At 26.4% G+C, this 22,443-nt stretch carries 20 protein-coding genes; 12 read left to right on the top strand and 8 right to left on the bottom strand.

The genetic code is table 11. From position 1 onward, the window contains the following. Positions 1–8 precede the first annotated feature (8 nt). Positions 9–1,475, top strand: coding sequence for a sialyltransferase (locus ACA135_RS01285; RefSeq protein WP_409198512.1), 1,467 nt, complete (start codon positions 9–11; stop codon positions 1,473–1,475). Between the two features lie 17 nt (positions 1,476–1,492). Next, complete coding sequence (locus tag ACA135_RS01280; protein WP_409198511.1) at positions 1,493–2,944, top strand: flippase; 1,452 nt, start codon at positions 1,493–1,495, stop codon at positions 2,942–2,944. Positions 2,945–2,974: 30 nt separating this feature from the next. Here the strand turns inward: ACA135_RS01280 and ACA135_RS01275 are convergent, their stop codons facing one another. The 4 genes from ACA135_RS01275 to ACA135_RS01260 all read right to left on the bottom strand — a co-directional run bounded on the left by ACA135_RS01275 (position 2,975) and on the right by ACA135_RS01260 (position 8,626). Continuing rightward, entirely contained in the window at positions 2,975–3,478 is a 504-nt protein-coding gene (locus ACA135_RS01275) for an acyltransferase (RefSeq protein ID WP_409198510.1), read from the bottom strand. 41 nt (positions 3,479–3,519) lie between these two features. Next, positions 3,520–5,412, bottom strand: a complete 1,893-nt coding sequence (locus tag ACA135_RS01270; RefSeq protein ID WP_409198509.1) for a hypothetical protein — start codon at positions 5,410–5,412, stop codon at positions 3,520–3,522. A 164-nt stretch (positions 5,413–5,576) separates the two neighbouring features. Next, on the bottom strand, positions 5,577–6,758 hold the full coding sequence (locus ACA135_RS01265) for a glycosyltransferase (protein ID WP_409198508.1): 1,182 nt from the start codon (positions 6,756–6,758) through the stop codon (positions 5,577–5,579). 20 nt (positions 6,759–6,778) lie between these two features. Then, positions 6,779–8,626: a glycosyltransferase family 39 protein gene (locus ACA135_RS01260; RefSeq protein ID WP_409198507.1), complete on the bottom strand. Its 1,848-nt coding sequence runs from the start codon at positions 8,624–8,626 to the stop codon at positions 6,779–6,781. A gap of 160 nt (positions 8,627–8,786) precedes the next feature. Between ACA135_RS01260 and ACA135_RS01255 the strand changes: the two genes are divergently transcribed. The 3 genes from ACA135_RS01255 to ACA135_RS01245 all read left to right on the top strand — a co-directional run bounded on the left by ACA135_RS01255 (position 8,787) and on the right by ACA135_RS01245 (position 11,845). Beyond that, entirely contained in the window at positions 8,787–10,535 is a 1,749-nt protein-coding gene (locus ACA135_RS01255; RefSeq protein ID WP_409198506.1) for a glycosyltransferase family 39 protein, read from the top strand. A 270-nt stretch (positions 10,536–10,805) separates the two neighbouring features. Continuing rightward, complete coding sequence (locus tag ACA135_RS01250) at positions 10,806–11,156, top strand: hypothetical protein (protein ID WP_409198505.1); 351 nt, start codon at positions 10,806–10,808, stop codon at positions 11,154–11,156. Between the two features lie 284 nt (positions 11,157–11,440). Further along, positions 11,441–11,845, top strand: a complete 405-nt coding sequence (locus ACA135_RS01245; protein WP_409198504.1) for a hypothetical protein — start codon at positions 11,441–11,443, stop codon at positions 11,843–11,845. Between the two features lie 46 nt (positions 11,846–11,891). On the opposite strand, the gene ACA135_RS01240 is transcribed toward ACA135_RS01245, so the two are convergent. Together ACA135_RS01240 and ACA135_RS01235 are read right to left on the bottom strand one after the other, a co-directional pair. Then, positions 11,892–12,752 carry a UbiA family prenyltransferase gene (locus ACA135_RS01240; RefSeq protein WP_409198503.1) on the bottom strand — a complete coding sequence of 287 codons (861 nt, stop codon included), beginning with the start codon at positions 12,750–12,752 and terminating at the stop codon, positions 11,892–11,894. 44 nt (positions 12,753–12,796) lie between these two features. Further along, positions 12,797–14,071 carry a glycosyltransferase gene (locus ACA135_RS01235; protein ID WP_409198502.1) on the bottom strand — a complete coding sequence of 425 codons (1,275 nt, stop codon included), beginning with the start codon at positions 14,069–14,071 and terminating at the stop codon, positions 12,797–12,799. A gap of 250 nt (positions 14,072–14,321) precedes the next feature. On the opposite strand from ACA135_RS01235, the gene ACA135_RS01230 reads away from it, so the two are divergent. Next, entirely contained in the window at positions 14,322–15,386 is a 1,065-nt protein-coding gene (locus tag ACA135_RS01230; protein WP_409199060.1) for an inositol-3-phosphate synthase, read from the top strand. Positions 15,387–15,415: 29 nt separating this feature from the next. On the opposite strand, the gene ACA135_RS01225 is transcribed toward ACA135_RS01230, so the two are convergent. Next, positions 15,416–16,318 (bottom strand): hypothetical protein, encoded by a 903-nt coding sequence (locus tag ACA135_RS01225; protein WP_409198501.1) that lies wholly within the window; start codon positions 16,316–16,318, stop codon positions 15,416–15,418. Between the two features lie 325 nt (positions 16,319–16,643). Here ACA135_RS01225 and ACA135_RS01220 point away from each other — a divergent pair, with 325 nt between their 5' ends. The 6 genes from ACA135_RS01220 to ACA135_RS01195 all read left to right on the top strand — a co-directional run bounded on the left by ACA135_RS01220 (position 16,644) and on the right by ACA135_RS01195 (position 21,792). After that, a complete protein-coding gene (locus ACA135_RS01220) occupies positions 16,644–17,435 on the top strand; it encodes a CPBP family intramembrane glutamic endopeptidase (protein WP_409198500.1) in 792 nt (263 codons plus the stop codon). Positions 17,436–17,639: 204 nt separating this feature from the next. Then, on the top strand, positions 17,640–19,358 hold the full coding sequence (oadA, locus tag ACA135_RS01215; protein WP_409198499.1) for a sodium-extruding oxaloacetate decarboxylase subunit alpha: 1,719 nt from the start codon (positions 17,640–17,642) through the stop codon (positions 19,356–19,358). A gap of 451 nt (positions 19,359–19,809) precedes the next feature. Next, entirely contained in the window at positions 19,810–20,553 is a 744-nt protein-coding gene (locus ACA135_RS01210; protein ID WP_409198498.1) for a hypothetical protein, read from the top strand. Between the two features lie 165 nt (positions 20,554–20,718). After that, a complete protein-coding gene (locus tag ACA135_RS01205) occupies positions 20,719–21,003 on the top strand; it encodes a hypothetical protein (RefSeq protein ID WP_409198497.1) in 285 nt (94 codons plus the stop codon). Beyond that, positions 21,003–21,371: a hypothetical protein gene (locus tag ACA135_RS01200; RefSeq protein WP_409198496.1), complete on the top strand. Its 369-nt coding sequence runs from the start codon at positions 21,003–21,005 to the stop codon at positions 21,369–21,371. The genes ACA135_RS01205 and ACA135_RS01200 overlap by 1 nt, the downstream gene beginning before the upstream one ends. A 7-nt stretch (positions 21,372–21,378) precedes the next feature. After that, positions 21,379–21,792, top strand: coding sequence for a hypothetical protein (locus ACA135_RS01195; RefSeq protein WP_409198495.1), 414 nt, complete (start codon positions 21,379–21,381; stop codon positions 21,790–21,792). Positions 21,793–21,866: 74 nt separating this feature from the next. Here the strand turns inward: ACA135_RS01195 and ACA135_RS01190 are convergent, their stop codons facing one another. Then, on the bottom strand, positions 21,867–22,394 hold the full coding sequence (locus ACA135_RS01190; protein WP_409198494.1) for a hypothetical protein: 528 nt from the start codon (positions 22,392–22,394) through the stop codon (positions 21,867–21,869). Between the last annotated feature and the right edge of the window lie 49 nt (positions 22,395–22,443).

Below are 22,443 nucleotides of genomic sequence, written 5' to 3'. Positions count from 1 at the left end.
TAATTGAAATGATGAGTGTTAAAGAAGTTTGTGATGAATTTTTTAGATTGGAAAATGAGTATAATCTTAATTATATTATGATTCAACATGTTTATCCTTGGGAACTTGTACGTTTATATCTTTATTATGAAATAACCCGTAAACTTGGTTTATTTGGTAGTGCTCAGCAAGCTAGTGTTAGTTTATTTGATAAAGTTAAATCTTTCTTACCTTTTATTAAGAATAGTATTTTTTGCAATCCTTTTAAAGGTCAAGATAATTTTGAAATTCTTATTTTTAATCATCCTCGTAAAGTTTTAAATAATGGGGAGTATATGGATATTTATAGTTATTTTTTAAGAGATAGCTTAGAGAATTTAGGTAAATCTTATGAAGTTCTTGATTCTCCTTATTTAAATAAGCATTATATTAAAAAGGATGATAAGGTTAAGTTTAATGATCGTATTTTACTTGGTTCTTATTTTTATAAAAAAACACATAATATTGAGTATACTGAGAAAGAATCTGAAACTATACAGTCTATTGAAAATTTAATTCATACTCATTTTGGGGTGGAAGTTGATTTATTTGAGATTTTTTCTAATCATATTCTTAATTTCCAGTATGAGTATGAAAAGTATAAAGAATTATTAAATGATAAGAAAGTTGAACAAGTCTATGTTGTTGTTGCTTATGAGAATAAAGCTTTGGTTGCTGCTTGTAAAGATTTAGGTATTGAAGTTATTGAATTACAGCATGGTATAATTAGTAAGTATCATTTAGGTTATAGTTATCCTAGTGAAAATATTACTCTTAAAAGTGGGACTTATGAGCATATAGCTTATTTCCCTAATAAGATTTTAAGTTTTGGGGATTACTGGAAAGATGCTAGTGCTTATCCTATTAAGAAGCATGCTATTTTTAGTGTTGGTTTTCCTTATTTTGAGGATAATAGTAAAAAGTATAAGGATGTTTCTAAAAAGAAGAATCAGATACTTTTTATTTCTCAAGGAGTTATAGGGAAGTATTTAAGTGAATTTGCATGTGATTTAGCTAGTACTTTAGATGGTTATGATTTTATTTATAAATTACATCCTGGAGAGTATAGTACTTGGAAGGAGAATTATCCTAAACTTGTAGAGGCTGATAATTTAGATAATTTTAGTGTTATTGATAGTAATGAACCTGAGTTATATAAATTATTTGCTGAATCTGAGTATCAGGTTGGTGCTTTTTCTACTGCAATTTATGAAGGTTTGGCTTTTAATTGTAAGACTTTTATTGTTGATGTTCCTGGTGTTGAGTATTTAGATGATTTAGTTGAGAAGAAAATTGTTGTTAAAGTTAGAAATCCTAATGATATGGTTAATAAATTGAAGGATTTAGATTTGGAAGAGTATGATGCTGATTTCTTCTTTAAGAATTATGATGAGCAACTTTTAGAGGATGTTTTGTTGAATAAGAATATTATGCAAGTTCCTCGAAAAAAGATTTAATGTTTTGATTATTAGGTGTGTTTGTTTTGAGTCAGTATGTTAAATTTGTTCAGAGAATTGGTTTAGTTGGTATTACTAATATTTTAATTAGTTTAAGTAGTCTTATTTTCATACCAATTATTACTAAGAGTTTTTCCACTGCTGAGTATGGTATGTGGGCTCAAGTTACTACTACTGTTGCTTTGGTTCCTAATATTGCTAATCTTGGATTACCTTATACTATGGTTAGGTTTTTATCTTCGGAGAAGGATAAGAATACTATTAGGGGTTCTTTTTATAGTATGATTTCAGTTACTTTGTTATCTACTTTGATTATTTGTGGATGTTTTTTGATATTCAGACAACCTATAGCTAATGCTTTGTTTAATGGGAATTTACGAGTATTGTATATTACTACTTTGATTTCATTTTTTGCTTGTTTGAATTTAATGTTAATTACTTTCTTTAGAACTTTTCAGCAAATGAAGAAGTATAGTATTTTCTTGATTTTGCAAAGTTATATTGGGGTTTTTTTATGTATTTTCCTTGTGTATTCAGGTTATCATATTGAAACTGTTGTTTTAGGTTTACTTAGTGGATATGCATTAGTCTTTGTTATGATGTTAATTATGGTTGTTGGATATCTTGGAATTGGTAAGCCTTCATATAAAAACTTGAGGGAGGAATTATCTTTTGCTATTCCAACTATTCCAAATAATGTATCTTCATGGGTAGTTGATTCAAGTGATAAATATGTTATTGGAACCATACTTGGATCAGCAGCAGTTGGTTGTTATTCTCCAGGATATGCTTTAGGAAGTGTTTTATTAATGTTTTTATCCCCATTTGCTGTTTTACTCCCAGCAATACTTCCAGAACATTATGAAAAAGGAGATATGGCAACTGTTGATTATTATATGCGATATAGTATGAAATATTACTTATTATTAACTGTGCCTGCAGCTGTAGGAATGTCAGTTTTAAGCAAACCATTACTCTTACTTATAACAACCAGCACCATTGCAAACACAGGATACTTGGTAACACCATTTGTATGCTTAGGTGCAATATTCATGGGTGTTTACGGAATAACTAACAATTATTTAATATTAGAAAAAGAAACAAAAATCTTAGGAAAACTATGGACAATAGCAGCAATAGCTAATATTTTATTAAATATTTTATTAGTACCAATTCTAGGAATCATTGGAGCAGCATTCGTAACCTTACTATGTTACATTTTCACATTTACAATTACAACATATAAAAGTAGAAAATATCATAAATTACCTTATGAAAAAAGTTCCACTATAAAAATTATTATAGCTGCAATCATAATGGGTGTAGTAGTTAAATTAATTAACCCAATAGGATTAGTAAATGTTTTAATTACAATAATAATTGGAGTAATAGTATATTTCACTTTAATATTTGTAATGAAATGTATAAAAATAGAAGAAATTAGATTCTTTAAAAAAATGATTAGTTAAAAATTTAGAGTAAATAAAAAATTATTATTTTTAATGAAATTTAGCTTGAGATTTTAACTTTTCATAATGCTCTTTATCACGATATTTAAAAACAGTAGCAGGATTCCCACCAACTATAGCACACTTAGGAACATCACGAACAACAACACTTCCTAATTGAATTATAGCACCTTCATGAATAGTAACACCAGGTAATATGTTAACACGATTACCTAACCAAACATTATCTTCAATAGTAACATTTTTACTAATAATAGTTTCATCATAAGGTATAGCTTTACCATTATCATAATTATGATTATCTGTAAGGATCATACACTCAATACCTGAATGGAAATTATCACCAATCTTAACTTTACCTTTACCTTGAATATGAATACCATTAAAATTAACATTATTTCCAAGATAAGTGTTAGATGTTGCAATAGAAGGACCATTAACCCTAAGATTCACTCCACATTCCCTTACAGTTTTTTGAATATTTTTAGTATAATGTTTCAATTTAAGATTATGAAAAAAAGATAGTATACTCATCGTTAATCCACTTTAAAATTTTTTTTATTAAATCCATTTTTTTATGATGAACATTCTGCTGAGTATTGTGATAATAAAACTGCAATTTTATGAATTGTTAAATCATCAATTCTACGTTCACCATGCTTGATTTTATATAAAAGTTCTTCAAGGAATAAATCATCATTAGTTAAAATTACATTAATAACTGCAACTTCATTATTTACAAAACCAACAAGTGGTTCTATATGTATTCCACGTAAACCATTTTCATCTAAAAATTGTGATAAATTTTCATTTAAATTTAATGTTTCTTGTTTAATCTTATTATTAGTATCAAATTTAATTTTACTATCATTTACTTTAAAATGAGTTTGTTTATCTCTGAAGTTAGATACAACTTTTAAACTATGTTTACTAGATAAATATTCTTCTAATGAACCAGACTTACCAATTAAAGATGAATTTTCCTTATCTTGTTTGATTTTACCATTATCCTCTTTAGAATTATATTTTTGAGTGACAATTGTAAATATTCCAGTAGGACCTATAACAACATGGTTTATTCCTTTACCGGCTTCAGGAGGTCTTACATAATATAAAACATAAAAGTCTTCAGGAAGAGTTAATAGTTTAGCACGAATAATTCTACCTCTAGCTTCATTATCCGCATAGGAATAACGTTTATAAAATCCATAAATAATTATTATAATACCTAAAGTTATGAAAGATATGCTTATGGTTCTACCAGAAATCAGAACATCAGCTAAACCTATTAAAGCCACAACTGAACCAGTTACTATGTAAACCATATGGTAAGATAAATTTTCCTCATTTGGGTGAGGTATAAGTTCTTGTTTATTAGTTTTATATCCTTCAGGAGTTCTAATATCTGTATGAATTAATTTAGGAGCATGTGTTAAATCTTCCCTATAAGTTTTAAATTGATCTTTTAACATGTTTGAGAATTTTTCAAATGAATTTTCACCATAATGAGAATCTGCAATACTATCTAGAAAATCTTGTTTCATTTGTTTTTTTAATTCATCATGATATTTATATAAAGCTAAGGCATAGCGATCATTTGCTGAAGCTTCTTCATGTTTAACATGTTTAGATTGTTTTTTAACTTCTTTTGTTTTATTTGTTTGAATATTCTCTTTTGGAATTGTTTCAGATTCTTGATTTAGATTACTTAAGTAATCTGTTAATTCATCTGAAATTCTTCCTTTAGGACCTACCCTTACACTTTTTTTAAGTATATTTTCAGAGTATTCTGAATTGTAATTTGAAGTGTTTTTAGGTTCTACTTCAGGTAGGGAGTGTGAGGACTTATTAATTTGTTCTTGATTATGTTCTTCTCCAGCTTCTTCAGGAATTGGGGCTTCTAGATTTTTTTCTGGGATTAATTCCACTTCACGAATTGGTGGTTCATTTGAAACGGTTTCGTTTGGGATTAATTCTGCATCAACAATAGGTGTTTCTGCATTATTTTCTTGTTCTATAAGTTGTTTTTGAATATTGGATTCTTTTAAGTCATGGCGAGATTCTTCTAAATCTGCTTTTAATTTCTTTATATCATGACGTTTACCTGGGGTTGTGGCAGTTTTTTCATATACTGGTGGTTCTAAGATTTTTGGAGAGGGTGTCATTTGATCTTCTTCATCTACAGGTATTAATCTTCCCCCGCAACTTACACATTCATATTCATCTACAATATCCCCACTATTTAAACGATATTTTAATCCACAATCTTCACAGTAAACAAGCTTAAAATCTTTATAATTATTTTTAAAATGAGTTTGTTTAGTTTTATGTGATGAATCTTCAGTTGTTGGGTATTCTGCAAGTTCTTCTAAGTTACCTGTGCAGATACTACATTCAAAACCATTTAAATCTTCATCATCTTCTAATTGATATTTAGCTCCACAATTTTGACAAACAACAACTTTCATCTGTAATCCTCTATAATAGCAAATAAATGTTTTAAAAAAAAGGTATTAATTATAATCTTATCAGATTTAATTTTATTGTAATATACTTTTTTTAATTAAGTTTACTAAATTATATATCTTGTTTTTATGATTTAAATATTATTATTTAACTTGGACAATTTTTCTTATTTTATAATTGAATTGTAAATGTTTATTATTTGTTTATCAATTACATTCCAATTGTATTTTTCTTCAACTAGCTTACGGCCTTCTACACCATACTGTTTTGCTAATTGTTCGTTTTCTATTAGTTCTTGTATACTGTTTTTTAAACTTATTTTATCATAATCACAGCTTAGGCCACATTTTTGGTTAACCCAATTGTGTATATGGTTGTTTTTAGTTAGGATTAATGGTTTTTCACAGGCCATTGCTTCTAATCCACTTGTAGTGAATGATTCATATTGAGATGGCATTATAAACATATCACAGTCAGTGAGGGCTTCTTGTTTTTCTTGTTTATATAAGGGACCTGTTATTATTATTTGTTTGTTTAATCCTTTCTGTTTTATGAGTTTTTGTATTTCTGGTAAAAATCCATCGTCTGGTCCGATTATTGCTAATTTTATATTATCATTTTTATTTGTTTTAATTAATTCATCAAATGCTTCAATTAGTAGGTCTAATCCTTTTATTTTATGTAATCGTCCAATAAATATTAGTAAGGTGTCTTCTTCTTGGATATTATGTTTTTTTCTGAATTGTCCTTTGATAGGTAGTTTTGAGTATTCTTCTAAGTTTATTCCTAATGGCACTATTTCTATTTTCTCTGGTGAAACTCCCATTTTTATGTATTGTTGTTTTTCAATTTCTGTTAGGGCAAATACTTTATCTGCATTATGTAATGTGTTAAATCCCCAGAATTTATCATATATTTCTTTTAATTTTTCTTTTTGGAAAAATGGTAAAACACTTCCATGTGCTTGTACAATGTAGGGTATATTGTTTTTTCTAGCATAATGGCATGTAATGATTGCTAATGTTTGACGGTGTTCATGAATGTGGATTATATCATGATTACTGATATCTTTACGTATATAATTGGCTGCTGTGATTGGTGTATCCACTAATGTTTTTGCTTTAATTGTATTGGAAAGGTTTTTGAAATAGTTTACTTTTATTCCATTAACATTCACATTATAGTTTGTGTTTTGAAATTTTAATCTTTCCTTACAAGAATCTGTAGTGTATACATAAACACTATTACCGTTTTGTACTTGTTTGCACCCAATTTGGTAAGATGCATTAACTACTCCTCCTGCTGCAAGACAGGGGTAGTAAGAGTGCGCTACATGTAATATATTCATATTATTTTGTTCTCCATTAATTAAGCATTGTTTCTTTCATAAAGGTATAATTTACCTTCTTTTTGAATTTGATGATAGTTTGTTAAGTTTACTTTTTCATTAGATATGTAATATGTTAAATCACTTTGTTCTAAGTAATCTCTATGATATTTATCTATTCCGAATAAATCTTTATGTAAGAACCATGAAAATGGTCTTTTATTATATACTCCTATATTTTTACTTTCATAATCTGGATCGTAATGTTTTAAGTATTGGGACATTAATTCTGGTGATTTTATTTCTTGATCTATTGTTACTGTTGAGGTGAAAGTAAATGCACTAAATACAAATATTATGATTAAAAGTATTGCGAGTAATTGGGATGTGTTGATTTTATGTTTAAATAGGTTTAAATTAAAATCTAATTCTTGAGAGATATAATTTAATCCTAAAGTGAAAAAGTATACAAATGCAGGCATTACTGTTAAAATATAACGGTTTACTTTAATATTTATATAAGTAAATGCTATTAAGTATACAAGAAACCATGTAATCATTGCTAAATCTAGGTTTAAATATTTAATTTTATGATTACTTAATAAGGAGTTTAGTATTAGAATATCAAAACTGATTAAGATTAATGTAATAGTAGAACTGATTTTATCAAAACTTAATACTGCAAATATTAAAGTAATTATAAATATTAGTTTAAGTAAGGGTTCTAATTTTTTAGTTTTAAATAATGGTTCTTTACTAGTTTTTTTAATTGGTTTTGACTCAATTTTTTCATTTTTAACTTTATAATCAGTTGTTTTAGTAACTGTTTCGATTTTATTTTCAGATTTAAAATCAGATAAACCATTTAAATTTATGTGTCTTTTTTTCTGATATTTTAATTTTAAACCACCTATAATTAATCCTATAATTGTTATGAATAATACTAAATAGGAGATTATACTTGGATTGTATAATGATGGTATATTACCCTTAAATATTATATTATTTGAGAATAGGAAGTTTAAGAAATTTGTAATATAAAAATATGTGTTTGTTGTGAATGCTGAATCTACAGTACTTGTTTTTAATCCAGAACTAACTGCTGAAGATTGGGATAAGAATCCTAAATTTGTTACATATCCACTTATAACATAAAGGAAAATTATTGTTAAAATTATACTACTAATTAATGCTATTATAATGTATTTTACTTCATTAGTTTTAAAAAAGGCTTTTGCTGATTCTTTAAAAGATTCCCTATCGGATAAGAGTTTATCTAAACATTGGAATAAATCATATTTTCCAAAGAAGTATATTAATAGTACGGGTATGATTAATCCTGCAGTATAACGTGTGAATATGCTTAAAACAAATAAGAGTAATGAGGGTATGTAATATTTAGGGTTTTTATCTACTGCTAATGTGAAAAATAGGATTGACCAAATACTTAAACCGATTGCAGGAATATCTAATGTTCCATTTGCTAACCATAATAGATTTAAGGACAGGCTGAATAGTAGTATGGATCCTATTAAACTTAAAATTTTATTGAATCGTTTTTTAAGTAATATGTAGAATCCTAAATTTCCAAATATTGCAAAAATTCCTGTTACAATGTATAATGCATTAACATTAACATATCCTAAGCGGAATATTCCTCCTGTAATCATACATATTATAGGGGATAAATACATTGTAGGGTTAGCATCTATATTCACTCCAGCATAGTTTAAACTGTTTAATAAGTAAATGAAAACATCAGAACAATAAATTCCTAATTGGTTATTGAAAAATATTAGGTTTATTGTTATAAGTGAAGTGAATATTAATAAAAATAGGATGTAAGGTGAGTCCATTCGATTTATGTTGATGTCTTTTATAAATTTCATTAAATTCAAACCCACTTAAAAAAATCATATACTTTTTATTTCTTTCTTCTTAATATGTTAAATAATATGTAATAAATATTATTAATATATTATACTATTATTTATTATAAAAAAAGGATAAATAAAAAAAAATTTTTTAAAAAAGGAGAAATCAAATTATATGCTTAAGAATTTTAAATCACTTATTAAGGAAAATAAGAATCTTTTTAGTTTATTAACTGTATTAATAGTTTCTTTAATTATTGGTAGTTTAATTGTTTGGATTAATTGTAGTGAAAACATTCTTGGACATTCTTATAGGGATATTTACCTTTATTTGATTGAAGCTCTTAAGTTTAGTGGAGTTAATATTACTGGTTATGATTATGTGGATTTCTTATCTCCACTAATTCCTTTTTTAACTAGTATTGCTTTTAGATTAAATTTTGTGAGTGTTAATAGTTTATTTGTTATTACTGGAATTTTTTATGTTTTAGGTGTTGTTGGAACTTATCTTCTTTTAAGATTAAGATTTGATAATACTTATAGTATTTTTGGTGCTATATTGTATGGTAGTTTCACTGTAAACATTATGTGGGCTGGTAATGGATCAATTGATGTGCCTTGTGTTGCACTTTCTATTTGGACTTTATACTTTTTTATTAAAGCCATGAAAACTAATCAAAAATATTTCTATTTAGCTTTCCCTTTAAGTGTTTTAACATTCTTTGCAAAGTATACTGGTGCTGTTGTTTTTGCTGTAATGATTCTTTATTTCTTATCCCAAAAGGATATTTTTAGTACTATAAAGAAGTATTTTAAGAATATTATTGGTGGTGCTTTGTTTGGTTTAGTATTCATGGTTCCCTTCTTTTATTATTATTTATCTAACCATATACCATTTGGTTTTTTAAATCAAGCGGAAACAATATCTTCCACTACTACTAGATCTGCTTTTGCTATTCGTAAGCATAAAGGGAATAATTTATTATATTATTTCAGTAATCTTCCAAGATATATTTATAATCCTAACCATTGGGTTGGTATTATATTGTTAATAATTTGTATGGTCGGTATTGTTTATGCATTGTACCGTTTTTCAAAGGTTTTAAAAGAATCTTATGGTATTATGGATTCTAAAGTTGGATTTAATTATGATACTAATAGTTTTTGGGATAATATTGTAGGTAAATTTAAGATTCCAAAAAGCATATTTTATGTGATTTTATTTGCTTCTATTGTTGGTATGTGTTTATCCTTTTTCATTGCAGGTAAGGTTTCTTTTGTTAAATGTGAAATATTATTCTTTATTAGTATTTTCATTTTTTCACTTACATTTAATAAGGTACTTTTAAGTTTTAATGAGAATAATAAGTTTAAGTATGAATTTTTTACTTATGATTTAATGATGATTGGATGGTTTATGGGCCATATGATATTTTTATCTGCTCATTTAACTAAAGTTGATCGTTATGCTACTGCATTTGCTCCTGCTTTAGCATTTTTCATTACTTTTGGTTTAAGTTTTATATGTGAAAAGTTAAAAGATTATAAGATTAAAAGTGTAAGTTTAAAACATATTATTCCTACTGTTTGTGTTATTTTACTTCTTATTATGAGTTTCTCATATTTAGGTGTTAATAAACATGATTCACTTGTAAATAATGAGCAAGATACTGTAACTTGGTTAGAGGGTCATGATCCGAATTTAGGTTCTGCTGTGATTTGGGCAGATAGAGGACCTATATTTACTTGGTATCTTCAAAAAGAAGTTCATTATGTTACTAATAAAGAGAATTCTTCAAAATTTTCTAATGAAATGTTGGCTAACAATACGAAGTATTATATTTCACAGTATCAAAATTTAAGTATTCCCCAATATAAAGAAGTTAAACAGATTGGAGAGGTTAGTGTTTATCAGAAAGTGTGAATGATTTAGTGTATCCTTAAATAGTGAGGAATACTTGATTATAGTGCATTTTATTAGTTTTATGTTTATTAAGAATTTTAATCATTGAAGGGTTTTTTAAAACCAATCCCCTATTTTTTTATTTAAGTTCACTATTTTTAAAGATTATTTAAAGGCTTGTTCTGTGTTTAATTGATATTTTAACCCTTAATAAAACCGTTATATTTAATAAGTAAGAGGATTATAAGTATTTGATACATTTAAATTTTAAACACTTAGGAGGTGAGAAATTTGGAAAAAAGCAATATTTTTATTTTAATATTGGTTGTTATAATTATTGCAGTAGCTGCTGTTGGAGCTGTAAATTACATTTCCAGTGGCGATAATGCATTAGTTAATTCTACAAATGCCTCAAATAATTCCACCAATTCATCAACTATAAATTTAAATGATTCAACCAATAATGTTTCTTCAAATACCACTACTGTTAATGATGATGGTAGTAAAACTGTCACCTGGTCAAAAACCAATTCTAATGGAACTACTGAAAGTGGGTATATAACTTATGATAAAGATGGGAACACTGTTGAAGGTGCTGGACATGAAGTTGATGCAAATGGAAATGAAATTGGAGTAGGTTAAACCTAAAAACATATTTAATTTAAAAAAAATGTGGGATATTTTTTTTACACCATTTTTTTAAAAATAAACTCATAAAGAAAATATTTTTATTAAAATACATAATACTCCCACTTTTTTATAAATTTTTTTTCACTATTTTTTTTATAAATTTTTCAATCCAAACCTAATTTTAACATGCACACAGTATACTTTTTTTTTAGAAAATTATATCTAATTATAAATTTAATATTTAAAAATTAAGGGTGTAATAGAAAATTTTATAAAAATATGAGGGTGAATATGCAATGGATAAAAGTAACCTAATTATAATTGCTTTAATAATTATTATTTTAGCAGTTATAGGTGTTGTTGTAGGAGTAGTATTAACTAATAATGATGATGTTAATTCTATAAGTAATAATACAACTGTTAATGGTAACAATACCACTAATTCTACTGTAGCAAGCACTAATGATGATTCATCTAAAGCTTCAAGTTCTAATAGTAATGGAAATTCAAATTCTAATGTGAAAAACAGTCAAAAAGGCTATGATGACTGGCAAGTAGATGAAGATACTGGAAAAGTCGATGAGGATGGAAATCCAATCTATAAAAGTAGAATCTCTACTTCAGGAGGTCAAAGTGATCCTGGAATCTATGAAGAATACTGGTCTAGTAATGGCCCCATAAGTAGTGAAAGAGTAGGATAAAAAAAAGGAATTTAATAAATTTTAATATTTTTTTTAACTATTTTTTTTAGAAAGGTATGGATCCTATAATGAATGCTAAAAAACTTATTAACATACCTATTTTTAAGTACTTTGAAACTTTTCCACAAGTTACTGGCTCTTGATTTTTCAATATAATAACTGCACAGTATAAGAATAAGATTATAGGTATTATCATCACTACTAAATAGTAAACATTAAATATATTAAGGTAAAATAGTAATGGACTTACAAGTGCTGTTATAATTATTAATATGCTTGATAAGATGCTTGAATTCCTATTTCCCCATACTATTGGTAATGTTTCTGCAGATTCTATTTTGTCTCCTTCAATATCTTCCATGTCTTTTGTTATTTCTCTAGCTAGTGTCATGAAGAATGCGAAAAATCCTAATGCAAATCCTGTTTGAAGTATTAAGAAGGAGTGAGTGCTGAATGCAAGAATATCTCCACCAAATATGAAGCATAATGCTGTAAGTAATGATACTGCAATATTACCGAAAAGTGGCATGGCTTTAAGATTACGTGCATAAAAATACATCAATAAACAACAACAGAAAACTAATATTAATGGGGTTAAATCTTTCACCAGATAACTTATAAGTCCACTTAGTAGTATTGATATTAGAAATAGTATTATTGAATAATTTTTAGCATTTTTTAAACTGATTCGTCCTGATGGAATTGGTCTTTGTGGTTTGTTAATTTTATCAATTTTATAATCAAAGAAATCATTAATCACGTTTCCGCCAGAAGTTGCAAATAAAACAGTTATGAAACCTAATATTATGGGTATTCCATAATTAAAATTTATTATTGCCATTAATAGTACAGCTACTGCTGCCATTAATGCATTTGTTGGTCTGGTTATTTCTAAATATACATTCATAAAAATTACATTCCATCTTTTTTTTATTAATTTATTATTATGTTTTATATTTGGTTTAATAATTTTGCAAAATTACAAGCTGTATTTTTCATTGAAAATTTATCAATATTTTCATTAGCTTTAAAAGTAATTATATTATTTTCATTAAATTCATTATAAAATTTTACTAATGCTTCTTTTGTATCATTTAAAGATGAAACATGGAATCCTATACTTGTTTCTGTGATTAAATCTTTTAATGATCCTTGTTTGTAACCAATAGATAGTATTGGTTTTTTAAGTGCTAAGTATTCATATACTTTTCCAGGTATGAACATTTGTTCTTTAGGATTATTCCAACTAATAAGTAAAAGAATATCTGATTTAGATTCTTTTTCTAGTACTTCTTCATGAGGGATGAATCCCCCAATATTTAAACTTGATTCTAGATTGTATTTTTCTGCAATTTCTTTTAAGTTTCCAGAGTCTCCATAAAAGTTTAATTGAATTTTATCTTGATTAATTAATTTTTCATCTATTAATTGTTTTAATGATTCAAATAGTATTGTAGGGTCTCTTTTTCCTGCATATAATGATCCTGCATATGTTATGTTTAATTTAGTATTCTTATTTTCTGTTAGGGTGTTTATTTTTTTAAAGTCATCTGGATCGTATCCTGAGGGTATAGCTTGGATTAAATTATTTGGATGTAATTGGGATAGGGTGGTGGCTGCAAGGGGTGTTGTAGTTGTAAGTGCATCTGCATAATTAAATGTGTTAATTTCTAAACGTTTTTCAAAATAGTTTCTAATATGTGTATGGTTTATGTAAGGATTCATATTCCATAGGTCACGTAGGTCTGCTATCCATGGTAGGTTATACTTTTTTTTCAAATCTTTACCTATTTTATGTGCTGTTACTGGCCAAGATGAGGAGATTATTGCATTTATATTTTCTTCTTCTATTATTTTTGAAGAGTATTCCATTGCTGGTTCATACCAATATTTCATACCATCAGGATAAGCGAATATTTCACCTGCAAATGTTACCATTTTACTTAAAACTTTGTTATTTACACTTGTTGAGTCTCGTATAATTGGTTGAGTATTTTCAACTTTTTCTCTGCTTTGGCGTTTTAACCATTTATCCATCATGTCTTCATAGGGAGTTTGGATTACTTCACAATTTAAACCTTCCATATTTAATTTACCAAGATTGGGAACTATAACTATTGGTTCCCATCCATATTCAGGTAAATATTTAGCTAAGGCTCTTAATCTTTTAGATGCTATTTCATTTACTTGATTGAAATAGAATGCAATTAATAATACTTTCTTCATGTTCTTCCCCTTTTTTACTCCCTTAAAATTTTTTTTATAACTTGAATTTAATTTATATTAAATAATACTTTTATACTTTTAATTTTATCAGTTTAAATAAAAATTATATTTAAATAAAATGAAAATTAATATTATATTATTATAATTTACTATTCTTAAATATTCAATGATTATTAAGATTTTATTATAAAACAAAGAAATTATTAGGTGAATTTAATTGGTAGATAAGATTAAGATTGCTATAGTTGGTATGGGGAATTGTGCTAGCTCACTTATTCAAGGTATTTATTATTATTCTGATAAAACCGAGAAAGATTCCAATGGTTTAATGCATTGGAAAATTGATGATTATGAACCTGGAGATATTGAAGTAGTTGCAGCATTTGATATAGATCAAAGAAAAGTTGGGAAAAGTGTTAATGATGCTATTTTTGAAAAACCAAATTGTACTACTATTTTTAATGATAATCTCCCTGAAACTGATGTTAAAGTATCAATGGGTAAAGTTCTTGATGGTGTAGCTCCTCATATGAAAAATTATGAAGATGATTATACTTTTATGGTTAGTGAAGACAAACCTTGTGATGTTGTTCAGGTTTTAAAGGATAGTGGTGCTGAGATTTTATTAAATTATCTTCCTGTTGGCTCTGAAAAGGCTGCTCGTTTTTATGCACAATGTTGTTTAGATGCTGGTATTGCATTTATTAATTGTATGCCTGTTTTCATTGTTAGTGATGATGAATGGGAGAAGAAATTCCAGGATAAAGGTATACCTTGTATTGGTGATGATATTAAGGCACAAATTGGTGCAACTATCACTCATCGGACATTAGCTAATCTTTTTAAAGAAAGAGGAGTTACTCTTGATAGAACTTATCAACTTAATACTGGGGGAAACACTGATTTTCTAAATATGTTAAATCATGATCGTTTAAGTTCTAAACGGGAATCTAAAACAGAAGCTGTTCAAGCAGTTGTTCCTCAAAGATTAGAAGATCATAATATTCATATTGGTCCTAGTGATTATGTGCCTTGGCAAAATGATAATAAATTATGTTTCTTAAGAATGGAAGGTAAGACTTTTGGTGATGTTCCTATGAATATTGAATTACGTTTAAGTGTGGAAGATTCACCTAACAGTGCAGGTTGTGTTATTGATGCAGTTCGTTGTTGTAAACTTGGATTAAAAAGAGGTGTTGGTGGTCAATTAACTTCTATTTCATCATATCTTATGAAACATCCACCGGTTCAATATACTGATGATATTGCAGCTGAAAAAGTTGAAGCTTTCCTTAATGGTGATCTTGAAAGATAAAATTTAAATTTTTCACCATTAAAAATTTACTATTTTTCATTTATATTTTCTTTTTTTGAATTTTCAACTATTTCTTTAAATATTTTTAATAATTCTTGTAAACCTGTTTTTATTATAATGTAATCCTCTGAAATTGTTTCTCTGTGGACTCCATAATTTCTAAGAGTGTAATAGTAGTTTAATGATTCTTCTGGAGAATTTTTATTTAATATATTTTCATTTAGGTAATCTGAGGAGTAAATTTTTCTTTCTGTTTTAACTGTTTTTAAAAGATTTTCCTTAAATACTGGTTCTTTAGCTATTAGTTTATATTGATTAGATAAGTCATCAGTTAATGGGTATTTTATAAATGCGAATCGTTTTATACATGTCCAAAGTAGGGAGTATGCCATTTGTAATCTGAAAATATGTTGAAAGTTTCTAGTGTTTATCCATTCTAGTTTTTCTTGATTTATATTATCTTCTTTAATTATTGATTCTATTTCACATAATGCTTCTTTAAAGAAGGGGTCTTCACTTTGAAAATTAGGATTTTTTAATAGTTTACAGTTTTTAAAATCTTTCCCAATTAGAGTGTTTGCTTTTACTAGGTTTCCATTTATTATTACTTTAATTTCTTGCCATTTGTAAAATTTTTTAGGTTCAAATGCTCGTATATTATCATAGGCTAAATTTTTCATGTCCTCTTCAAAATAGTATAATTCACCATTGATTAGGGATTTACAGGTTTTAGGTTTTAGTAATACTATGCCATCTTTTAAATAGATTTCTGCATATATTTTTCCAGGATGGTATTTTTTTGTTAGGTTTTTGATTTTATTATAGGCTAATTGGTCTGGTTTGAAAAGTCCATATGCAAAGTATGGTAGATTAATGTTTAGTGGTGGTTTTAATATTTTATCTGATTTTAAATATTCACTTTTTTTAAGCACCTTTTAGTCTCCTTTTTTTATATTTAACTTATATTAGAGTTTATATTTTTTTCATACTTAATAATTTTTTGAATAAAAACTTAAAAACTTTTTAAAATTTTGAATGTTTAATTTTATTGTTTTATTTTCCAAAAGCTTTAAAACAGATTAACAATAAATTATTAAGTTAAATATTAAGTATTTGCTAATTTTTCAATGAATTAGGATAAAATTTTTTAAAAAAAGTATAAATTTTAAATATTTAGAGGTGATTATTATAAATACGAGAGAAAATTTTTCTAAAAGAAAACCATTACTTTTCACTATACTCTCTTTAGTATTATTTTTGATTATTGGAATTGTTTTAAACACAATTTTTAGTTCAATTAATTTATCACAAGGTTTACCTTATGTTACTGAAAGTGTTACTGAAATTATTTTAGCACTTATGGCCTTGTTTATAATGAAACAGTTAGGTTTGTTTAGTAAGGATCTTTTTGGTAAGCATAATTTAAGTTTAGGTCTTAAATTAGGTTCTTTTGTGATTTTAACTGGTGTTGTTCAGTTAATCATATTTTTAACATTAAATGTTAATAATCCTATGACTTTTACTTTAGCTCCTATTATTGGTGCTATTGTTTACTCATTTGCAGTTGGAGTTTATGAAGAAATCTTTATGAGAGGTTTAGTTCTTCAAAATTTAATGAGTGTTTTTGGTTACAGTAAAAGAGGAGTGTATAAGACTTTAATATTAGCTAGTCTTTTCTTTGGTTTAGCTCATCTTATTAATTTAACTCATGCTCCGGTGTTAGATACTTTAATTCAGGTTGTTTATGCTATGACTGCAGGAATTATTCTTGGTGCTGTTTTCCTTAGAACTAATAATTTATTAAGTGTGATTTTATTACATGGTGTTTTTGATTTATTCACTTATTTAACAAATACTGTTTATGCTGGACATTTTGTAAGTTATAATTTAGTACAGTACCCTGGAATTTATATTGGTTATAATTTATTCCTTATTATAGGTAACTTGGTTATTGGTTTATTAATTGCTAGAAAGATTAAGCCTTTAAAAGAGGATATTTCCTTAGATGTTAAATCCAGTGAAAATCAAGTTATTGATTTGAAAGTTTAAAATTCTTATCTTTTTTTAAATTTTCTACTATTTTTTTTAATTTTTTTTATGATTTTTAAATTCACTTTATATACCCTTATAAAACAATAACTATTTTAGCTAAAAAAATCTAACATAATAATAGTTTATGAAAAAATTTATAAATTATATTGTTAACTGTTAATTATATTTATTATATGAAGTCATGAAGAGGTGTAAAAAGTCATGAAATCAACAAAAATTACAGAAACTGCATTAAGAGATGCGCATCAATCACTCTTAGCAACACGTATAAGAACTAGAGATATGGTACCTATAGCTGAGGAATTAGATAAAATCGGATATTTCTCATTAGAAGCTTGGGGAGGAGCAACATTTGATTCTTGTATAAGATATTTGAATGAGGATCCATGGGAAAGATTAAGAGTTTTAAAGGAGAATATTACAAAAACACCTATACAAATGTTACTTCGTGGACAAAACTTACTTGCTTATAAGAATTATCCTGATGATGTTGTAACTAAATTCGTGGAAAAATCTTATGAAAATGGTGTTGATATTTTCAGAATCTTCGATGCTTTAAATGATGTAAGAAATATGAAAAAATCTATTGAAGTGGCTAAAAATGCAGGTGGACACGTACAAGGGACAATAAGTTACACTATAAGTCCTGTTCACACTATTGATAAATATGTTGAATTAGCTAAAGAATTAGAAGCATTAGATTGTGATTCTATTTCAATTAAGGATATGGCTGGTTTAATTAACCCTTCAACTGCTTATGAATTAATAACCAGATTGAAAGAAGAAACTGGTTTACTAATAAACTTACACTCACATTGTACTAGTGGTATGAGCCCTATAAGTTACTATGCAGCTTGTCAAGCAGGTGTGGATATTTTAGATACTGCAATATCACCACTCGCATGGGGTACAAGTCAACCTCCAACTGAAACAATAGTAGCATCTTTAAGTGGAACAGAATATGATACTAAACTAAGTTTAAAGAAACTAAATCATATTAAAAAATATTTCGAAAAAATACGAGAAAAATATTCCAGCTTAATTGATCCAATTGCAGAACGTATTGATACTGATGTTTTAACTTACCAAATTCCTGGAGGAATGTTAAGTAATCTTATCTCCCAATTAAAAGAACAAAACGCTCTTGATCGTTACCAAGATGTTCTTGAAGAAATGCCACGTGTTAGAAAAGATATGGGATACCCTCCACTTGTAACTCCAACTAGTCAAATTGTAGGAATCCAATCTGTAATGAATGTACTTGGTGGTAAACGTTACAAAAACGTTAGTAATGAAGTAAAAGAATATATGAAAGGAAATTATGGTAGACCACCTGCACCAGTTAATAAAAGATTAGCTAAAAAAATCATTGGAGACGAAAAACCAATAGATTGCAGACCTGCAGATTTACTTAAACCAGAATATGAAGAATTCAAAAAACAAGGCGAAAAAGATGGTTTAATTAAAAAAGATGAAGATATTCTCACACTTGCATTATTCCCTGCACTTGCAACTAAATTCTTAAAAGGAGAAGTTGAAGAAGAAGAATTATTATCTCCAAAACAAGCAGATATGACTAATGAGGGAGTTAACATACCTACAGAATATGCTGTAGAAGTAGATGGTGATGTTTTCGATGTTAAAATCATGCCAACTGGATTTATGGAAATTGATGAAGCAACAGATAAAGGCCCATTCACACCAGTTGAAGGTGCATTAACCTCTTCAATGCAAGGAATGATTTTAAAACTCAAAGTAAACATTGGAGATAAAGTTAAAGAAGGTGATGTTGTAGCAGTATTAGAAGCTATGAAAATGGAAAATGATATTCAAGCCGAAGAAAACGGACAAGTCAAAGAAATTTTCATAAATGAAGGAGATACTGTAAACGCTGGCGACACCTTAATGGTAATAAAATAAGTAAACACTTATTACCATACCCCCCCCTTTTCTTTTTTTAAAAATTTTTTATTATAATTCTAAACTTTTTTTTAAATAAATTCCTTCTAAATTATATCAATCCTCTAAAATTTCTCATTTTTCTTAATTATCATTTATTAAAACTATTAACCTCATAAAATTAAAAAATAATAATTTTAAATTAATATAACAGTTATAAAAACTGCTAATCTAATTTTAATCATATTTTATTGTTTTAATAAAAATCAAATATGGATAATAAAAGAATAGTAATTTTCACATGCTACCACAATGAGTATTAGTCCTATATAATAAAATGAATTTTAATTATTTTCTTTAATTAAATCAAATAAAAAGGAGAAAATAATTTAATTTTAAATAAAATCTTAGGAGGTGAAAAAAGTATGAGTTTTAAAATAAAATACTTTAATTCATTAAGAGGTGATATGTCATGGTAAATAAAAATAAACATGAATATATAGTTCGTGAAGATGGTATAGGCAAAATAATATTCAACCAAGAAGAAAACCATCTTAAAGATCAAATTAAATTAGTACCTACATTAACAGATAAATATCCTTATTTATATAAAGCCTTTGTTAAAGATGGATTTTTAGAAGATCCTGACAAGGAATATGCTTTTATGAAAGAAATAGTCTATGATAAAAAAGTAGTAGGATTTAGTGTATATAGAACTAGTGTAAATGATAGTTATATATTAAACTTAATTTATGTCTTACCAGAATTTCGTGGAAATAATCTTTTATATGAAGATTTAATGGACACTAAACAAATGTGTGAAACAGATCTAATCCTTATAGATAGCCCAAATAAATATGTTATGGATTCTTTAGTTAAAAATAATCTCGCATTTTATATTAATAAACACATAATAATATCTCAACTCCCATTATCATTTGCTGTAGATATTAGTGAAGATTTAAAAAAGAAAATAGAACAGACAAATAATCTTGAAGAAATTCAAACTTTAAATGTTAATAGTCCTATTTATGATACAGATATTTGTGGTATTGTTTCATTTGAAACAGAAGGATTACCTAATTTGATCAGTCCATTATTAGATGTAGATATTATGGATTCAAATGTTACTAATCATAGAATGAATGTTAATTCTGAAGACTATTTTAAAAATCTGAAAAAGGAGATCGAAGATTGTGGTGTTGAATTTAGTTAAAAATTTTTAAAAAATATTTTTGAAATTGAGAACTCGATGAATATTCAGTTGTCAACTATTTGTTGACAACTGGAATTAATAAAAAATATTGTGGAACAAACCCAATATTGAAAAAAAGAAATCTTTAAAATATAGAATAACTATAAAATTATTAAAGGTGATTAAATGGCAGAATTTAATGAAGAAATTTTACAAATTTTAATTGAAGGTATTACATTAAAAGAGTTATTACACCCTAATTTTGTTACTAAAATAAAAGAAGAATTTGAAGAAGAAACTGTTGACCCGATTAAAATTAATTTTATTGTAGAAACAAAAAATGACATTCCTAGAAGTATTACACTATTGCATAAAAATAGTAAACAAAAGCTCGATAAAAAATTAGTTATTGATGTTGATAATTCAGAAGATTTACCTAAAATTTTAAAAGCTATTAAAGAGGTTAAATAATGGAAATTGTAGAAGGAACAACCAAATTATTTAATGCAACTGAATTTGATAAATCAAACGATTTTTCAAAATATTTTAATGATACAAATATTCTTAAAAATTATTTAGAACCTTATGATAAAATTTATAATTTTTTAAAAAATGAAATTGTCCCTAAATATTCAAATCAAATAGATTCTTGCATAATAAATGATAATTCAGAAGAAATTTATATTGATGTAGAATATATCTTTAAAATTAAACCAGAAATTTCATCTGAAGAATTAAATCTATTATCATTAAACATAAACGCTGAATTATTTTTTGAATGCGATAAAGAGGATATGCTTTCTTATTATGATAAAACTTTGATAATTCTAAGTAGGTAAATCTATTATGTATTCTGATGATTTTTCATCTTTTGAACCTAAATATTTTTTAGACTTAGCCCATGAATTATATGAAAATAGGGATAATTTAAATTCTAATTCTTCTGCTATAGAAAGAACGATTGTTAGTCGAACATATTATGCTACATTTTTACATGTTTTAAAATGGTTAGAAGAAAATACTGATTATAAGTCTAATGGTTCTGGAGACCATACTAAAATCCCTAACTACATATATAAAAATCTTCAAAAACCTATGAAATTTGTTAGAAAAGACATTAGAGACAAACTAATAACTCTTAAATATAATAGAGTTAAATGCGATTATTATTTTGAAATTCCTGACAAAAATAATCAAAATTATAATTTAACAATTGAAGATTTATTTAAATATGCAGAGTATATTTTAAAATTTTTTTAAGATTATTTTCTTATTATAAAATAAAAATTTTTTTAAGATTTTAAAAAAAAATTAGTTAGCTTAAAAGTAAATTCTTATGAGTTAAAGAATCTTTGGAAACTTAAATCTAAGCTTTCTTCATCCATCCATAAGTATTTACTTTTTATCCAAGCTTTAATATCTGCTTCTGAATTTTTTAAATCATTTTGATTAGTGGAATCTAAGTTATAATAAAAGATGTTTATTTCTTTTGGTATTGTTAGCATATAGTCATATATTTTAAGTAATTGATCTATGCTTATTTGTGGCATTTTCTCTTTTACTTCTTCTTCTACTGCAAGTGGTAGTGATTCAAAATTGTTTTGAATTGTTGACTTGTATACCATGTTAAATAGGTAGCTTTGTGCTACTTGTTGGTTTAATGCTCCAATTGGACTGTTTACATATTCTTTTCGAATATTACGTGATGCATATAGCACCATGACTAATGATAGGAAAGCGAATATTACAGATAATCCATCTATATAATTCTTTTTCCAGTAGAAAGCATTAACTATTGATAGAATTATTGCTACTATTATGAATATTCTACCTAATTGTGCCATTAAGAATTCTTTTTTCAATTTAATCAAGACTATAAAAATTTTTTATTATTTTGTTTTATATTATTTT

The sequence above is a fragment of the Methanobrevibacter acididurans genome (genome assembly GCF_046197875.1).
GTDB classification, from domain to species: Archaea; Methanobacteriota; Methanobacteria; order Methanobacteriales; family Methanobacteriaceae; genus Methanobrevibacter_A; species Methanobrevibacter_A acididurans.
The sequence above is the reverse complement of the archived record's forward strand: the minus strand, read 5'-3'. Positions and strand labels throughout refer to the sequence as shown.

Excerpts from the sequence above, each read along its gene's own strand:
- ACA135_RS01285 (WP_409198512.1), top strand. The coding sequence starts at position 9 with ATGATGAGTGTTAAAGAAGTTTGTGATGAATTTTTTAGATTGGAAAAT.
- ACA135_RS01275 (WP_409198510.1), bottom strand. The coding sequence starts at position 3,478 with ATGAGTATACTATCTTTTTTTCATAATCTTAAATTGAAACATTATACT.
- ACA135_RS01270 (WP_409198509.1), bottom strand. The coding sequence starts at position 5,412 with ATGAAAGTTGTTGTTTGTCAAAATTGTGGAGCTAAATATCAATTAGAA.
- ACA135_RS01265 (WP_409198508.1), bottom strand. The coding sequence starts at position 6,758 with ATGAATATATTACATGTAGCGCACTCTTACTACCCCTGTCTTGCAGCA.
- ACA135_RS01260 (WP_409198507.1), bottom strand. The coding sequence starts at position 8,626 with ATGAAATTTATAAAAGACATCAACATAAATCGAATGGACTCACCTTAC.
- ACA135_RS01255 (WP_409198506.1), top strand. The coding sequence starts at position 8,787 with ATGCTTAAGAATTTTAAATCACTTATTAAGGAAAATAAGAATCTTTTT.
- ACA135_RS01245 (WP_409198504.1), top strand. The coding sequence starts at position 11,441 with ATGGATAAAAGTAACCTAATTATAATTGCTTTAATAATTATTATTTTA.
- ACA135_RS01240 (WP_409198503.1), bottom strand. The coding sequence starts at position 12,752 with ATGAATGTATATTTAGAAATAACCAGACCAACAAATGCATTAATGGCA.
- ACA135_RS01235 (WP_409198502.1), bottom strand. The coding sequence starts at position 14,071 with ATGAAGAAAGTATTATTAATTGCATTCTATTTCAATCAAGTAAATGAA.
- ACA135_RS01230 (WP_409199060.1), top strand. The coding sequence starts at position 14,322 with ATGGGGAATTGTGCTAGCTCACTTATTCAAGGTATTTATTATTATTCT.
- oadA (WP_409198499.1), top strand. The coding sequence starts at position 17,640 with ATGAAATCAACAAAAATTACAGAAACTGCATTAAGAGATGCGCATCAA.
- ACA135_RS01210 (WP_409198498.1), top strand. The coding sequence starts at position 19,810 with ATGGTAAATAAAAATAAACATGAATATATAGTTCGTGAAGATGGTATA.
- ACA135_RS01205 (WP_409198497.1), top strand. The coding sequence starts at position 20,719 with ATGGCAGAATTTAATGAAGAAATTTTACAAATTTTAATTGAAGGTATT.
- ACA135_RS01200 (WP_409198496.1), top strand. The coding sequence starts at position 21,003 with ATGGAAATTGTAGAAGGAACAACCAAATTATTTAATGCAACTGAATTT.
- ACA135_RS01195 (WP_409198495.1), top strand. The coding sequence starts at position 21,379 with ATGTATTCTGATGATTTTTCATCTTTTGAACCTAAATATTTTTTAGAC.